Origin of the sequence: Streptomyces sp. TG1A-8 (genome assembly GCF_030499535.1) — a bacterium.
Taxonomy (GTDB): domain Bacteria; phylum Actinomycetota; class Actinomycetes; order Streptomycetales; family Streptomycetaceae; genus Streptomyces.
Genome location: NZ_JASTLB010000001.1, coordinates 4,994,096 through 5,009,182 on the forward strand (window position 1 = coordinate 4,994,096; position 15,087 = coordinate 5,009,182).

Annotated in this window: 16 protein-coding genes; 10 read left to right on the top strand and 6 right to left on the bottom strand. The window is 73.9% G+C overall.

What is annotated here, in order from left to right:
• The first annotated feature begins 43 nt into the window (after positions 1 to 43).
• The 4 genes from QQY24_RS21880 to QQY24_RS21895 all read left to right on the top strand — a co-directional run bounded on the left by QQY24_RS21880 (position 44) and on the right by QQY24_RS21895 (position 3,526).
• Positions 44 to 172 (top strand): hypothetical protein, encoded by a 129-nt coding sequence (locus QQY24_RS21880; protein WP_301974398.1) that lies wholly within the window; start codon positions 44 to 46, stop codon positions 170 to 172.
• A gap of 128 nt (positions 173 to 300) precedes the next feature.
• A complete protein-coding gene (locus QQY24_RS21885; RefSeq protein WP_301974399.1) occupies positions 301 to 1,695 on the top strand; it encodes a glycosyltransferase family 4 protein in 1,395 nt (464 codons plus the stop codon).
• Complete coding sequence (locus tag QQY24_RS21890) at positions 1,689 to 2,459, top strand: class I SAM-dependent methyltransferase (RefSeq protein ID WP_301974400.1); 771 nt, start codon at positions 1,689 to 1,691, stop codon at positions 2,457 to 2,459. Before QQY24_RS21885 ends, QQY24_RS21890 begins: the two co-directional genes overlap by 7 nt.
• Positions 2,456 to 3,526, top strand: coding sequence for a prenyltransferase/squalene oxidase repeat-containing protein (locus tag QQY24_RS21895; protein WP_301974401.1), 1,071 nt, complete (start codon positions 2,456 to 2,458; stop codon positions 3,524 to 3,526). Before QQY24_RS21890 ends, QQY24_RS21895 begins: the two co-directional genes overlap by 4 nt.
• Before the next feature lie 4 nt (positions 3,527 to 3,530).
• Here QQY24_RS21895 and QQY24_RS21900 read toward each other — a convergent pair whose 3' ends face one another.
• Positions 3,531 to 3,821 carry a hypothetical protein gene (locus tag QQY24_RS21900; protein ID WP_301974402.1) on the bottom strand — a complete coding sequence of 97 codons (291 nt, stop codon included), beginning with the start codon at positions 3,819 to 3,821 and terminating at the stop codon, positions 3,531 to 3,533.
• A gap of 170 nt (positions 3,822 to 3,991) precedes the next feature.
• Between QQY24_RS21900 and QQY24_RS21905 the strand changes: the two genes are divergently transcribed.
• A complete protein-coding gene (locus QQY24_RS21905) occupies positions 3,992 to 4,561 on the top strand; it encodes a hypothetical protein (RefSeq protein ID WP_301974403.1) in 570 nt (189 codons plus the stop codon).
• Positions 4,562 to 4,682: 121 nt separating this feature from the next.
• Here the strand turns inward: QQY24_RS21905 and QQY24_RS21910 are convergent, their stop codons facing one another.
• The 4 genes from QQY24_RS21910 to QQY24_RS21925 form a co-directional block, all read right to left on the bottom strand.
• Positions 4,683 to 5,495, bottom strand: coding sequence for a DUF5336 domain-containing protein (locus tag QQY24_RS21910; RefSeq protein WP_301974404.1), 813 nt, complete (start codon positions 5,493 to 5,495; stop codon positions 4,683 to 4,685).
• Between the two features lie 38 nt (positions 5,496 to 5,533).
• Positions 5,534 to 6,535 carry an N-acetylmuramoyl-L-alanine amidase gene (locus QQY24_RS21915; protein WP_301974405.1) on the bottom strand — a complete coding sequence of 334 codons (1,002 nt, stop codon included), beginning with the start codon at positions 6,533 to 6,535 and terminating at the stop codon, positions 5,534 to 5,536.
• A 22-nt stretch (positions 6,536 to 6,557) separates the two neighbouring features.
• Positions 6,558 to 7,208 carry a class I SAM-dependent methyltransferase gene (locus QQY24_RS21920; protein ID WP_301974406.1) on the bottom strand — a complete coding sequence of 217 codons (651 nt, stop codon included), beginning with the start codon at positions 7,206 to 7,208 and terminating at the stop codon, positions 6,558 to 6,560.
• A 144-nt stretch (positions 7,209 to 7,352) separates the two neighbouring features.
• A complete protein-coding gene (locus QQY24_RS21925; protein WP_301974407.1) occupies positions 7,353 to 9,095 on the bottom strand; it encodes an MFS transporter in 1,743 nt (580 codons plus the stop codon).
• Between the two features lie 205 nt (positions 9,096 to 9,300).
• On the opposite strand from QQY24_RS21925, the gene QQY24_RS21930 reads away from it, so the two are divergent.
• On the top strand, positions 9,301 to 10,740 hold the full coding sequence (locus QQY24_RS21930; RefSeq protein WP_301974408.1) for an MFS transporter: 1,440 nt from the start codon (positions 9,301 to 9,303) through the stop codon (positions 10,738 to 10,740).
• A 103-nt stretch (positions 10,741 to 10,843) separates the two neighbouring features.
• Here QQY24_RS21930 and QQY24_RS21935 read toward each other — a convergent pair whose 3' ends face one another.
• A complete protein-coding gene (locus QQY24_RS21935; protein ID WP_301974409.1) occupies positions 10,844 to 11,455 on the bottom strand; it encodes a response regulator transcription factor in 612 nt (203 codons plus the stop codon).
• Positions 11,456 to 11,842: 387 nt separating this feature from the next.
• Here QQY24_RS21935 and QQY24_RS21940 point away from each other — a divergent pair, with 387 nt between their 5' ends.
• The 4 genes from QQY24_RS21940 to QQY24_RS21955 all read left to right on the top strand — a co-directional run bounded on the left by QQY24_RS21940 (position 11,843) and on the right by QQY24_RS21955 (position 14,849).
• Positions 11,843 to 13,255: a condensation domain-containing protein gene (locus QQY24_RS21940; RefSeq protein ID WP_301974410.1), complete on the top strand. Its 1,413-nt coding sequence runs from the start codon at positions 11,843 to 11,845 to the stop codon at positions 13,253 to 13,255.
• Positions 13,256 to 13,514: 259 nt separating this feature from the next.
• Positions 13,515 to 13,754, top strand: a complete 240-nt coding sequence (locus QQY24_RS21945; RefSeq protein WP_301974411.1) for a hypothetical protein — start codon at positions 13,515 to 13,517, stop codon at positions 13,752 to 13,754.
• 156 nt (positions 13,755 to 13,910) lie between these two features.
• A complete protein-coding gene (locus QQY24_RS21950) occupies positions 13,911 to 14,198 on the top strand; it encodes a hypothetical protein (protein WP_301974412.1) in 288 nt (95 codons plus the stop codon).
• A gap of 207 nt (positions 14,199 to 14,405) precedes the next feature.
• Positions 14,406 to 14,849, top strand: coding sequence for a hypothetical protein (locus QQY24_RS21955; RefSeq protein ID WP_301974413.1), 444 nt, complete (start codon positions 14,406 to 14,408; stop codon positions 14,847 to 14,849).
• Positions 14,850 to 15,087: the final 238 nt, after the last annotated feature.

The following is a 15,087-nucleotide window of genomic DNA, read 5'->3' on the forward strand; positions in this document are numbered from 1 at the left end:
GCGGTTCCGTCGGGTCGATCAGCCGGCACGCCGTCTCGATGCCGTGGCCTCCACCCGGGCGACCGAGGCGCTGCCCGACAGCCGGGTGATCGGCGCCGAGCGCCAGGTGCGCTCGATGGGGCACGTGGTCACCCGGTCCGGCGGGGGCCGCGCCGTGGCGCGAATCACCTGACCCACTGCTCGCAGCACTCCTACCTGCCGGTAGATTCGGAGCCGCTTGAACGATCAAGTCTGGAACTCGTTCCAGGTCGGCGTCCCGTCGTAACCTCGCGGGACAAAACAGGCAGAAGGGGGCCCAAGGTGACCGCTGAGGCCAGTCGGACGGGCCCTCGGCCGGACTCCGCCGCCGACGGCGGGCGACCGCTCCACATCGCGCTCCTCACCTACAAGGGGAACCCGTTCTGCGGCGGCCAGGGCGTCTACGTCCGGCACCTCTCCCGCGAACTGGCCCGCCTGGGCCACCGGGTCGAGGTCATCGGCTCCCAGCCGTACCCCGTCCTGGACGAGGGCCTGCCCGGACTCACCCTGACCGAGCTGCCGAGCCTCGACCTCTACCGCCAGCCCGACCCCTTCCGCACCCCCGGGCGGGACGAGTACCGGGACTGGATCGACGCCCTCGAAGTCGCCACCATGTGGACCGGCGGCTTCCCCGAACCGCTCACCTTCTCCCTGCGCGCCCGCCGCCACCTGCGCGCCCGCCGCGGCGAGTTCGACGTCGTGCACGACAACCAGACCCTCGGCTACGGCCTGCTGGGCGACCTCGGCGCCCCCCTGGTCACCACGATCCACCACCCCGTCACCGTCGACCGGCGGCTCGAACTGGACGCCGCCGAGACCTGGCAGCGCCGCCAATCGGTGCGCCGCTGGTACGCCTTCACGCGGATGCAGAAGCGCGTCGCCCGCCGGCTGCCCTCGGTGCTGACGGTCTCCGGCAGCTCCCGCCAGGAGATCGTGGACCACCTCGGCGTCCGCGACGAGCGCGTCCACGTCGTCCACATCGGCGCCGACACCGACCTGTTCGCGCCGAACCCGGCCGTCCCCGAGGTGCCCGGCCGCATCGTGACCACCTCCAGCGCCGACGTGCCCCTCAAGGGCCTGGTCTTCCTCGTGGAGGCGCTCGCCAAGGTGCGCACCGAGCACCCGGCCGCCCACCTCGTCGTCGTCGGCAAGCGTCCGCAGGAAGGGCCGGTCGCGGCGGCGGTCGAACGCTACGGACTCGCGGACGCCGTCGAGTTCGTCAAGGGCATCTCCGACGCCGAACTGGTCGACCTGATCCGCTCGGCCGAAGTCGCCTGCGTGCCCTCGCTCTACGAGGGCTTCTCGCTGCCCGCCGCCGAGGCCATGGCCACCGGCACCCCGCTCGCCGCCACCACCGGCGGCGCCATCCCCGAGGTCGCCGGCCGCGACGGCGAGACCTGCCTCGCGGTGCCGCCCGGCGACGCGGACGCGCTGGCCGCCCGGCTCGGCCGCCTGCTGGGCGACCCCGCACTGCGCGTACGGCTCGGCGCGGCGGGCCGTGAGCGGGTGCTGCGGAACTTCACCTGGGCCCGCGCCGCCGAAGGCACCGTGGCCCACTACCGCGAGGCCGTCGCCCGCGCCGCGGGCCCCGGCCGTCCCGCACCCCGGACCCCCGGCCGTCCCGCGGCCCCGGCAAGTGTTCCAGGCGTCTCCTCCGAAAGCAGGGCCACGTGCTGACCGTCGACTTCTCCCGGTTCCCGCTCGCCCCCGGCGACCGTGTCCTGGACCTCGGCTGCGGAGCCGGCCGGCACGCCTTCGAGTGCTACCGGCGCGGCGCCCGGGTCGTGGCCCTCGACCGGAACGCCGGGGAGATCCGCGAGGTCGCCAAGTGGTTCGCGGCGATGGGGGAGGCCGGGGAGGCCCCCGAGGGCGCCACCGCCACCGCCATGGAGGGCGACGCCCTCGCGCTGCCCTTCCCGGACGAGTCCTTCGACGTCGTCATCATCTCCGAGGTGATGGAGCACATCCCCGACGACAAGGGCGTCCTCGCCGAGATGGTGCGCGTGCTCAGGCCGGGCGGCCGGATCGCCGTCACGGTGCCGCGCTACGGGCCGGAGAAGGTCTGCTGGGCGCTGTCCGACGCCTACCACGAGGTCGAGGGCGGCCACATCCGCATCTACCGGGCGGACGAACTGCTGGCGAAGATGCGCGGGGCGGGCCTGAAGCCGTACGGCACGCACCACGCGCACGCGCTGCACGCGCCGTACTGGTGGCTGAAGTGCGCGTTCGGCGTCGACAACGACACGGCGCTGCCCGTGCGGGCGTACCACAAGCTGCTGGTCTGGGACATCATGAAGAAGCCGCTGGCCACCCGGGTCGCCGAACAGGCGCTCAACCCGCTGATCGGCAAGAGCTTCGTGGCGTACGCCACCAAGCCGCACCCGCCCCGGCTCGCGCAGGACGCCGCGGCCGCCGCGACGACCGAGGCGGCCGCCCAGTGACCACCCCCCGGACGGAACACCTCGTCCTGCCCGGGGTCCTCACCGCCGGGCAGGCCGCCGAGACCGTGCGCGGCATCCTCGCCGCGCAGCGGGAGGACGGCGCCATCCCGTGGTTCCGCGGTCACCACCTCGACCCGTGGGACCACACCGAGGCGGCCATGGCGCTGGACGCGGCCGGTGAGCACGAGGCCGCCGGGCGGGCCTACGACTGGCTCGCCACCCACCAGAACGAGGACGGCTCCTGGTACGCCGCCTACGCCGACGGCGCCCACGACGACGTCACCGACCGCGCCCGCGAGTCGAACTTCGTCGCCTACGTGGCGGTCGGCGTCTGGCACCACTACCTGTCCACCGGTGACGACACGTTCCTGGACCGCATGTGGCCGTGCGTCCACGCGGCCGTGGAGTGGGTGCTGCGGCTGCAGCAGCCCGGCGGCCAGATCGGCTGGCGGCGCGAGGACGACGGCACCCCCGCCGCGGACGCGCTGCTCACCGGCAGCTCCTCGGTCCACCACGCGCTGCGCTGCGCGCTCGCCATCGCCGAGCAGCGCGAGGAGGCGCAGCCCGACTGGGAGTTGGCGGTCGGCGCGCTGCGCCACGCCATCCGCCGGCACCCCGAGCGCTTCCTCGACAAGGACCGCTACTCGATGGACTGGTACTACCCGGTCCTCGGCGGCGCCCTGACCGGGGCGGAGGCCAAGGCGCGCATCGAGGCCGGCTGGGACCGCTTCGTCGTCCCCGGCCTGGGCGTGCGCTGCGTCGTGCCCAACCCGTGGGTGACCGGCGGCGAGTCCAGCGAACTCGCCCTGGCCCTGTGGGCGGTGGGCGAGTCGGACCGCGCCCTGGAGATCCTGCAGTCCGTCCAGCACCTGCGCGACGCGGAGACCGGCCTGTACTGGACGGGCTACGTCTTCGACGACGGCGCCGTGTGGCCCCGCGAACTCACCACCTGGACGGCGGGCTCGCTCCTGCTGGCCGTGGCCGCCCTGGGCGGCCACGAGGCCACGTGCGCGGTCTTCGGCGGCGACCGCCTGCCGGTCGGCCTGGACCCCGACTGCTGCCGCTGAGGGTTCAGCGGCGGTGCATGCGGTTGGCGACGGCGTGGCCGACGAACAGGTAGACCACGGCGGCGAGGCCGTAACCGGCGACCACCCGCGCCCAGGCCTCGTCGAAGGTGAACAGGTCGTGCGACCAGCCGGCCAGCCAGGAGGCCGCGTCGTGGACGAACTGCACCAGGCTGTTGGCCCGGTTCGCGTCCAGTAGGTACATCAGGATCCACAGGCCGAGGATGAGGGCCATGACGTCGGCGACGGCCGCTATGACCGTGCCGGCCTGATTCGCGCCAGTGCGATATCGAGACATGCAATGCGCATTGCCGCAACCCGGGGGGCGAAACCCCCGTGCCCGTGCCGTGCAGCGGCCGTGCGGGAGGACGGGCGGCGCGGTGCCGCCGTCCCCGAGTGGCGGGCGGCGCCCGTCCGGGTGAGTCTGCCGGAGGAAGCACCCGATCGGAAAGACACCCGGAGGACCTCGTGCCTGTACCGATACGACGCCTCTGCGTGGCGCTCACGCTGTGCTGCGCCCTGCTGGCCGGTGCCACCGCCTGTGGGAACGGCCGGACGACCAGCAGCAGTACCCAGGACACGGTGGCGGCGGCGCTCGTCGTCGCCACCCCCAGCCCGACGACCTCCGCGGAGCGCCAGAAGTTCGCCAAGACCCGCTTCGTGCTGAACGCGGGCCTCGCGGCCGGTGCGACCTACCAGTGGATCGTGAAGCCCTGGAAGGCCGGGAAGTTCAAGAAGGGCGCCCACGGCCGCACCGTGACCCTGGTGAAGGCCGGGCTCGCCGGCGCCTTCGCCTACAACCGGCTCAAGGCGGCCCAGCGGAACGCCAAGGGCGATCCCCTGCTCTCCAGGGCGCTCGCGCCGCTCACCAAGGGCATCGACGCCCTGAAGGCCCTGCCGGCCAAGCTCCGCAAGGGCGACGGCAAGGCGGCCGACTCCTACGACGACATCATCAACAAGGTCAAGGACGCGGGCAAGGACGCCGGAGCACCGGTCAAGGACAAGGTGCCCTCCGCCTCCGAGCTCTCCAAGGGGTAGGGGGTCCGGGTCCGGTCGCCGCCCCGTCCGGCGGGCGGCCGTGCGCAGTGCGCCGGGCGGCCCCACGGCGACGGCCCCCGCCCGTCCGGGCGGGGGCCGTGCGCGGCGGCGGGGGCGCGGCTCAGCCGCGCTGGATGCCGGTGGTGTCCTGGAGCACGCCGCGGCGGCCGTCCTGGGTCTGCGCGACCAGCGCGGCACCGCGCTGCTCGACCGCCAGGTACCAGGTGCCGGGCGCCAGTTCGGCGACCGGGGCGGGCGAGCCGTCCTCCGCGTACAGCGGACGCGTCACCGGCACGGCGAACCAGAACGGCGAGAACTCCGCGGCGGCCGGCTGCGGCGCCGGGGCGGCCGGCACACCCGGCTGCCCGTAGGCCTGGCCGGGCTGCGGCTGGGCGCCGTACGGCTGCGCCGGGGCGCCCGGGTAGCCGTAACCACCGGGCGGCTGGGCGCCGTAGGGCTGCGGAGCGGCCGGCTTGGCGGCCGGGACCAGCGGGGCCTGCAACGCCGGGACGAGGGGGGTGGCGATGGCCGCGGCGGCCATGACCAGCGTGGCGACGAGGGCGATGACCAGACCCGTGCCGGCGCTCGGGCCGTCGCTGGAGCCGTTGCCGATGTTGTTCGCGCCGCCCGACGGGTCGATCACGTTGCCGAGCGCGCTCCACGCGGCGAAGACGGCGAACGCGGCACCGAACTGGCCGAGGTCGAGGCCGGCCACCTTGCGCGGCTGCGGCAGGGCGCGGGCGACGACGACGAGCGCGGCCCCGATGATCCCCGCCAGGACGACGCTCAGCAGGACCGGCCCGCTCGACCAGAGGTTCGGCATGTCGAAGTCGCCGGCGTCGTACGAGTAGTTGTCGAGGAACGACGCGATGAACAGCAACACCGCTGCCCCGATCACCACGCCGTCGCCTCTAGTGAGGGAGCGGATATTCACTTCAGGTCCTTCGTAGGTCGTCTCGTCGTCGGTAGACACTAGCGCCCGTGTGAGCCGGCTGTACGGCCGGATCCGCCCGCCGCTCGCGACTCGCGCAGGAAACTCACGATTCCCTCGGAGATCCCCTGCGCCGCCTTCTGCCGCCAGGCGCCGCTGGTCAGTTGTGCCGCGTCCTTGCTATCGCGCATGTTGCCGCACTCGATGAACACCTTGGGAACCGTTGACAGATTGAGACCGCCCAGGTCCGTGCGCGTGACCAGGCCGGTGCCCGAACCGAGGTAGTTGGAGGGCGCCTCACCGGTGGCGTGCAGGAAGTGGCCGGCGATGCGCTCGCCCAGGGCGCGGGAGGGGCCGACGATCGCGCGGGTGTCGGCCCCTCCGGAGTGCACGGGCCCCGGCATGATGACGTGGAAGCCGCGGTTGCCGGGCGCCGAGCCGTCGGCGTGGATTGAGACGGCCGCGTCCGCGCGGGCGGTGTTGCCGATCCGCGCCCGCTCGTCCACGCAGGGACCCCAGGCGGGCTCGTCCCCGTCGTGGGTCAGCCTCACCGTGGCGCCCTGCTCCTCCAGCAGGGCGCGCAGCCGGTGGGCGACGTCGAGGGTGAACCGGGCCTCCGTGTAACCGGCGTTGGTGGACGTCCCGGTGGTGTCGCACTCCTTGCGGTTCGTCCCGATGTCCACGCTGCGGTTGATCTCGGCCGTGTGCCGGACGTTGCCTGGGTTGTGCCCCGGGTCGATGACCACGACCCTTCCCCTGAGCGGTCCCGCTCCGGCGGGCGCGGAGGCCGTGCGCGCGGGGTCCGGCCGCCCGCCGTCCTCCGTGGCCGCGGGGCCCGAGGGCGACGTCTCGCGCGCCGCGGTGGAGGCGGCCGGGGAGGAGGCGGTGCGGACCGGGGTCCCCGGCCCGCCGTCGCCCACCGCCTCGTACACCCCCCAGCCGAGCAGTGCGCCGGTCACCAGCGCGGCCAGCGCCACGGTCAGCGGGGAGCGCCGGGGACGGCGCGAGTGCGGGGGATCGGTCCGCGGGCCTTCGTACGACACGTCAGCGACTCTAACCGGGCGCTCAGATTCCCGCCCCCGTTCGCCGCAGGACGCGCAGCGACCCGGTCACCGCCGTCTCCGTGAACGCCCCGGACGCCAGGGCCCGCAGGTACACCCGGTACGGCGCCTGCCCGGTGAACTCGTCCTCCGGCTCGGGGAAGACGTCGTGGATCACCAGCAGGCCCCCGTCGGCGACGTGCGGCGCCCAGCCCTCGTAGTCGGCGGTGGCGTGCTCGTCGGTGTGGCCGCCGTCGACGAAGACGAGGCCGAGCGGGGAGTTCCAGACCGCGGCGATCCGGGGGGAGCGGCCGACGAGCGCGACCACGTGCTCCTCCAGTCCCGCCCCGTACAGGGTGCGGCGGAACATGGGCAGCGTGTCCATCAGCCCGGTCTCCGGGTCGACGGTCTCGGGGTCGTGGTAGTCCCAGCCGGGCTGCTGCTCCTCGCTGCCCCGGTGGTGGTCGACGGTCAGCGCGGTGACCCCGGCCCCGCGGGCGGCGTCGGCGAGCAGGACGGTGGAGCGCCCGCAGTAGGTGCCGACCTCCAGCAGCGGCAGCCCCAACCGCCCCGCCTCCACGGCGGCCGCGTACAGGGCGAGGCCCTCCTCGACGGGCATGAAGCCCTTCGCCGCCTCGAACGCGGCCAGGATCTCCGGCTTCGGTGCCGCGGGCATGGGGGTCCTTTCGTCCGGTCTGCACGACGGGGCCGCACGGCCTGTCCGGCTGCTGCCGCGTGCCGGCGCGTACGACGTCCTCGGTGCCCATGCTGGCGCAACCCCCCGCCGCCGCGGTGGGCGGGGGTACGCGTGGCGCGCTGCTCAGGCGGTGACCGCCCCGCCGGGCAGCGACAGGTCCAGCTCGACGGCCCGCTCGTCGCCGGCGTGGGTCGCCGAGGAGGCCAGCGGACCGTGCCCGGCGGCCCTGGCGGCCAGGACGTAGGCGCCCTGCGCGGGGACGGCGAGGACGTAGCTGCCGTCCTCCGCGGACACGGTGGCCCCCGCCTGGCGGCCCCGCCGGTCGATCAGGGTGACCTTGGCGCGGGCGACGGGGGCCCCGCCGGCGTCCAGCACCCGGCCCCGGAAGCCGCGCAGCGCCTGCTCGGCCCGCTCCAGGTTGGCCTCCTCCTCGCTGCTCGCCCGCAGCTGGGTGTGCTGGGCCCGGCGGGCCGTCTTCGGCAGGAAGACCGCCAGGAGCAGGCCGACGGCCACGGCGGCCGTGGCGATGAGGAAGGAGACGCGGAAGCCGTGCATGGTCGGGACCGCGACCCCGCCGACGTCGTCGGCCGTGTCGGCCAGCACCATGCCGATGACGGCGCTGGAGACGGACGTGCCGATGGACCGCATCAGTGTGTTGAGGCCGTTGGCGGCGCCGGTCTCGGAGGCGGGGACCGCGCCGACGATCAGCGCGGGCAGGGAGGAGTAGGCGAGGCCGATGCCGGCGCCGAGGACGACGGAGGTGACGATGGTCTGCCAGGCCGCGTCCATCAGGCCGAGGCCGCCGCCGTAGCCGATCGCGATGATCACGAGGCCGGTGATGAGGGTGGTCCTCGGGCCGTAGCGGGCGGACAGGCGGGCGTAGACCGGCGCGGTGAACATCATGGTCAGGCCCAGCGGGGCCACGCACAGGCCCGCGACGACCATGGACCGGCCGAGGCCGTAGCCGGTGGCCGCGGGCAGCTGGAGCAGCTGGGGCAGGACGAGCGAGACGACGTAGAAGCTGACGCCGACCATGATCGAGGCGAGGTTGGTGAGCAGCACCTCGCGGCGGGCGGTGGTGCGCAGGTCGACCAGGGGAGCCTTGAGGCGCAGTTCCAGCAGGCCCCACAGCAGCAGGACGACCACGGCCGCGGCGAACAGGCCGAGCGTCGTGCCGGACGACCAGCCCCAGTCGCTGCCCTTGGTGACGGGCAGCAGGAGCAGTACCAGGCCGGCCGACAGGCCCACCGCGCCGAGCAGGTCGAAGGAGCCCCGGGCGCGCATCGGGGACTCGGGGACCACGAGGAGGGTGAGGGCGATGGAGAGCACGCCGAGGCCGGCGGCACCGTAGAACAGGGTGTGCCAGTCCGTGTGCTGGGCGACCAGGGCCGCGGCGGGCAGCGCGAGACCGCCGCCGACGCCGATGGAAGAGCTCATCAGGGCCATCGCCGAGCCGAGCCGCTCGCGCGGCAGCATGTCCCGCATCAGGCCGATGCCCAGGGGTATCGCGCCCATGGCGAAGCCCTGGAGGGTACGGCCGACGATCATGGTGAGCAGTTCGCTGGTGAGCGCGCTGACCAGGGCGCCGACCACCATCACGGCGAGGCTGAGCACGAGCATGCGGCGCTTGCCGTACAGGTCGCCGAGCCGGCCCATGATCGGGGTGGCCACGGCACCGGACAGCAGCGTCGAGGTCAGGACCCAGGTGGCGTTGCTGGGGGCGGTGCCCAGCAGTTGCGGCAGGTCCTTGATGACCGGCACGAGCAGGGTCTGCATCACCGCGACCACGATGCCCGCGAAGGCGAGCACCGGGACCACGGCGCCGCTCGCCCTCCGGCCGGGCTGGTCGGTCGTCGTGTGCGTCATTGAGTGGGGCCTCCCGCGTCGAATGGGTCCTGGGTCAAACCTCGTATGCACAGGCAACTATTCCGTTGCTTCGGGCCCCTAAAGAAATCTTGACCTTCCCATGGGTTTCTGATCTCCCGTCAGTGCCGGCGGCGGGGCGGAAGGTGCCGTTCCGGGATGTCCGGGGCCGAAATGCCGATGCAGGGACCGTAACGGGGTTGAGAGCATGACCACCATGCTGGAAGCCGCCGACACCGCGCCCCCGTCAGCCCGCCGTGCGACACCGCCCGCCTGGCTGGTGGTCGCGCTGGCCTGCGCCGGGCAGTTCCTGGTCGTCCTCGACGTGTCCGTGGTCAACGTGGCCCTGCCGTCGATGCGCGCCGATCTCGCCCTGACCCCGTCCGGCCTGCAGTGGGTGGTGAACGCCTACGCCATCGCCTTCGCCGGGTTCATGCTGCTCGGCGGCCGTGCGGGCGACCTCTACGGCCGCAAGCGGATGTTCCTGGTCGGGCTCGGCCTGTTCACCCTGGCCTCGCTCGGCGGCGGACTGGCCCGGGAGGGCTGGGAGCTGCTGCTGGCGCGGGCCGTGCAGGGACTGGGCGCGGCGGTGCTGGCGCCCGCGACGCTGACCCTGCTGACGGCGGCCGTGCCGGAGGGGCCGGCCCGGGCGCGGGCGATAGCCACCTGGTCCGCGGTGGGCGCAGGCGGCGGGGCCGCGGGCGGCCTGGTCGGCGGGGTGCTGGTCGACGCGCTGTCCTGGCGGTGGGTGCTGCTGATCAACGTGCCGGTGGGCGCGGTGGTGCTGGCCGGTTCCGCGCGCCGGCTGGTGGAGAGCCGCGCCGGGGACCGGCGGCGCCTGGACCTGCCGGGCGCGCTGCTGGTGACGGCGGGCCTGGCGACGCTCGCCTACGGCATCGTGCAGACGGAGGCGCGGGGGTGGACGGCCGCGGCCACGCTGGTGCCGCTGTGCGCCGGGCCGGCCCTGATCGGCCTCTTCCTGCTGGTGCAGGCGCGCACGGCGGCGCCGCTGATGCCGCTGGGCCTGCTGCGCAGGCGCGCGGTGGCGTCGGCCAACGCGGCCATGTTCGTCTCCGGCTCGGCGATGTTCTGCATGTGGTACTTCATGACGCTCTACGCCCAGAACGCGCTCGGCTACGGGCCGCTGGACGCCGGCCTCGCCCTGGTGCCCAGCTCGCTCGCCGTGCTGGCGGGCTCCAAGGCCGCCCCGCGCCTGATGCGCGCGGCCGGGGCGCGCACGGTGGCGACGGCCGGCACGCTGGTGGCCGCGGCCGGCTTCGGCTGGCAGTCGACGATGAGCGCGCACGGCGCGTACGTCACCGGGATCATGCTCCCGGGCGTGCTGATGATGCTGGGTGCGGGGCTGGCCGGCACCCCGCTGGCCTCGCTGGCCACGTCCGGCGCGGCACCGGGGGAGGCCGGGCTGGTCTCGGGACTCATCAACACCTCGCGCACGATGGGTGGTTCGCTCGGGCTCGCCGTCATGTCCACCGTCGCGGCGGCCGGCACGGGCAGCGCTACCGGCGCCGAGGCGCTGACGCGGGGCTACGCGCTCGCCTTCCGCGCGAGCGCGGCGCTGCTGTTCGGCGGGGCGGTGCTCATGGCGGCGTGGCTGCCGCGGAGGAGGCCGCCGGCCGCCGCCGCGTGAGGCGGCGGGGGGCGGGGCCCGCGGGGCGGGGACGCGACGCCGGTCCCGGCGCACCCGGCGGGGTGGCGGCCGGCGGGGTGGCGGGGGCCGGGCGGGAGCCCGCTCACAGCCATCCCTGCTGCCGGGCCTCCCGTACCGCCTCCGCCCGGTTGCGGGTCCCCGTCTTGCCGATCGCCGCGGAGAGGTAGTTGCGGACGGTGGATTCGGACAGGTGGAGCCGCGCGGCGACGTCGGCGACCGTCGCCCCGTCCGCCGACGCCTTCAGCACCTCGCACTCACGGCCCGTCAGCGGGCTCGGCCCGGCGCTGAGCGCCGCCGCGGCCAGCGCCGGGTCGACCACGGTCTCGCCGGCCAGCACGCGCCGCACCGCCGCGGCCAGTTCCTCCACCGGCCCGTCCTTGACCAGGAAGCCGGCCGCTCCCGCCTCCATGGCCCGGCGCAGGTACCCGGGCCGGCCGAAGGTGGTCAGGATCAGCACCCGGCAGTCCGGCGCCCGCTCCCGCAGCCGCGCCGCCGCGTCCAGGCCGCTGGTGCCCGGGAGTTCGATGTCCAGCAGGGCCACGTCCGGCCGGTGCACGAGCACGGCGTCCACGATCGCGTCGCCGTCCGGGACCTGGGCGACCACCTCGATGTCATCCTCCATGCCCAGCAGCAGGGCGAGGGCCCCGCGCATCATGCCCTGGTCCTCGGCGAGCAGGACTCGGATGTCGTTCACGGCCCCAGCCTAAGGGCTGCCCCGCGGGTCCCGGACACCCCGAACGGCGTCCGCCCGGGCCCCGTTCGCGCAGGTGTCGCGGGCCGGTTGCGGGACGACTCCCGCGGCCTCGTGCATGACCGGCGGGGGACGCCGAGGACTGCGGGGGACGCCGAGGACTTCGGTGCGGCTCGCCGTCCACGTCCGCGCGCCGGCCCCGGGCCCGTGGTCCGCCGGGGGCGGGCCGGTGACGGCTCGGGCGGTGCCGCCCACGCACTCACCGGCCCGCCCCCGCTTCGCCGTTCGAGGCGTCACACGTCCCGCTGAAAAGGCGGCGACACAGAAGCCGCCGCTGGCGCGCGGTCCTCCGTCGATGAAGCTGGTGTCTTCTGCGAAGGAGACGCCATCGTGCGAATTTCTGACATTCAGCGCTGTGAAGTCCGGCCCGGGCGACTCATCGAGTGGACGGTCAGTCCGGCGACCGTCGCGGCCGCAGCGGTGCTGCCGCCGGATCCGCGACCGCCGGCATACATCCAGGAGTCGCACATCAGGACGGCGCGGTCGGTGCGTGAGGACGGGATGTTCGTGCCGACCTGGCTGGGCACGGCGTTCGACCTGCCGGGCCGGGCCGATCCCGATGCGCTGGAGCGGGCGTTGCGCGGCTGGACGCTGCGGCACGAGACGCTGCGCAGCGGCTTCCGGTGGGCCGGCGACGACATGCACCGGTTCACGCTCGACGAGGACGACGTGTCGCTGCACCGGGAGGTGGTCGGTGACTTCGCCGATGCGGAGGTGCTGGTCCGGTACCTGCAGGACCGATTCGACGCCGCGGCGAACGCGCTCGGCTGGCCGAACCTCATCTACGCGGCGGTCGTCCGCGACGACTCCGTCAGTGTGTACATGGTCTTCGACCACAGCAACGTCGACGCCTACTCCCTCCAGCGCATCCCGGAGGAGATCCGCGAACTGTACACGGCGGGCACCGGCGCCCGGCCCGTCACCGGTGGGTCCGTGGGGAGTTACGTCGACTTCTGCGAGCAGGAGCGGGCCAACGCGGACGGCATCGACGACACGCACGCGATCGTCGCCCGCTGGCGGGAGTTCATCGGCCGGTGCGACGGGAGGCTTCCGGAGTTCCCCGTCGACCTCGGTCTGCGGCCCGGTTGCGCCCTGCCCGCCCAGAAGCTGGTGTGCGAGCCGCTCGTCGACGCGGACGCCGCCGCCGCGTTCGAGGCGCACTGCCGCCCCTACGGCGGCAGCCTGGTGGGCATCCTGGCGGCGACCAGTCTCGTCGTCCACGAGCTCGGCGGGCAGCCGGTCTACCGCACGGTCGTGCCGCTGCACACCCGGCTGAAGTCCGCGTGGTCGGACTCCGTGGGCTGGTACGTCGGCGGTGCGCCGATCGAGGTGCCCGCGACGCGGGACTTCGACAGCGCGCTCGCCACGGTCCGCGCCGAACTGCGGGCCAACCAGGCACTGGCGCGCATCCCGCTGGCCCGTGTACTGCGCCTGCTCGGCGCCGACTTCCGTCCGACCTCGCCCGACATGTACTCGATCGTCTCCTACGTGGACGCCCGCGGTGTTCCCGGCTCGGCCCGCTGGACGGAGAGGAAGGCGTACGGATTGATCCGGGTGTCGTACGGCGACCAGGTGTGCGCCTGGGTCAACCGGCTGCACGAGGGACTGTGGTTCGCCTGCCGCCACCCGGACACCGACATCGCCCGCAGGAACGTGCGGCGGTACGTCGAGGGACTGCGGGATCTGATCGTCTCCACGCCCGCCCGCGGTCGCCTCCACGTCGCGGAGCCGGCGCTGTCCTGAAACAACCTTCGTGCGTCGCAACCGGGTTGGTGCCGACGCGACAGCACCCGGCACCGGTCCGTTTGACGCGACGGCACGCGCGGGACGGCAACCCGTCCCCGCTCACGGCCGGTTGGCGTCAACCCGGTGACCGTGCGGCGGTATGTCCCCATCGTGATACGTCCGTCCCATGTGAACACCCCCTTACGGCTACTGCTAGTATCTGTGCCATCACGCTCGGCGATGGGCGTCGATTCACCAGTAGAGAACTGAGGGTTCCATGCGCAAGCTTCAGCAGGTCGTGATCGCAGCAATGGCGGCCGGCGGACTGGCCGCCATCGGTGCCGGCACCGCCGCCGCCGACACCCCCGGCGGGCAGCAGGTGTCCGACCTCTACCGCCCCTACCAGGAGTGCAGCCCGCAGACCGTGTCCGAGAACGACGTGCCGCTCGGTGTGCTCGGTCTGGCGGGCACCCTGGACACCACCTGCGGCCAGTACAACACCGCCTTCACGGGCTGAGTTCGGCGCCACCGTGCGCGACGCCCGGCCCGGGACCCTTCGGGACCGACCCCCAAGGGTCCCGCTCCTCCGGCCGGACGCCCGAGTGCCGGAGGCGGAGCCCGGCGCGGCCGGTGGTCCGGTGCCCGGACATCCCTGCAAAGGAAGAACCATCACATGTTCAACAGGAAGAAGATCGCGGCCGTTTCGGCGCTCGTCGGCGGCCTCGCCGCGGTCGGCGCCGGCGTCACGCAGGCGTACGCCGCGGCAGGACCGGGAACCTGCACGCGCGACCTCGAGGGCAATGTCACCTGCGCCCAGCGGATCGAGGGTGAGGTCCCCGAGGGCGGCGTGGTTCCCCACCAGGAGACCTGCCGGCCGGTGCGGCCCGCGACGTTGCCCGCCTCCCTGGGCGGCGGGACGACGCGGTTCGGGCCCAGGGTGACCTGTTCCTCCACGGCGTAGGCGGCGCCCGGCGGGGCTGACGACGGGCGGGGGCCACGGGGTGCGCCGTACCGGGCGCCGGGGACCGGAGCGTCACGGGGTCGAGATGGCGGGAGCGGACTGCGCGACATGGGGGTGCAGATCCACAAACGCTACACGGCGTATGTGTAAGCTCACACCCAGTAGTCAAGCCGGGCTGCTCTGCCCGGGTGAGAAAGGGTCAAACCCATGCGTAAGTTTCAGCGTGCCGCAGTCGTAGCGGCAGCGGTTGCGGGGCTGTCCGTCCTCGGCGCCGGAGTCGGTTTCGCCAACGGCAACGACGGAGCGGTTCCGCAGGTCACCGCCGTGGCCAACTCCTCGGCCAACGCCGTCGCCTTCGGGGGTAGTTACTACGCCCAGCCCGAGGTCGAGTTCGAGGGCCAGCCGCAGGTCCAGTCCGAGGGCCAGCCGGAGGGCCAGCCGGAGGGCCAGCCGGAGGGCCGGTCCGAGGGTCAGCCGGAGGGTCAGCCGGAGGGCCGGTCCGAGGGTCAGCCGGAGGGTCAGCCGGAGGGCCGGCCCGAGGGTCAGCCGGAGGTCCAGTCCGAAGGCCAGCCGCAGGCCCAGCCGGAGGAGCAGAAGAACGCCGAGCCCGAGCAGGGTCACGGCCCGCACCAGTACGGCGAAGGTGAGTGAAGGCGTACCGAGGGCTGATCCTTCCGGCGCCGGCACGGGCGCATCGTCCTTCTTCACGAGCCTGATGCGCATCGCGCGAACCCAGCGTTTCGGTCCCGCGCCGAATCGTTCGGCGCAACGGTGTGCCGAGTGACACCCGGTGGCGGAGGCAGCCCGGACGCGCGGCCCAGAGGGCGCGCGTCCGGGCTGCGGCCGTCCCGCCCCCGGGTGCGGCCTCCAGGTACAGAATGCTCTGTTT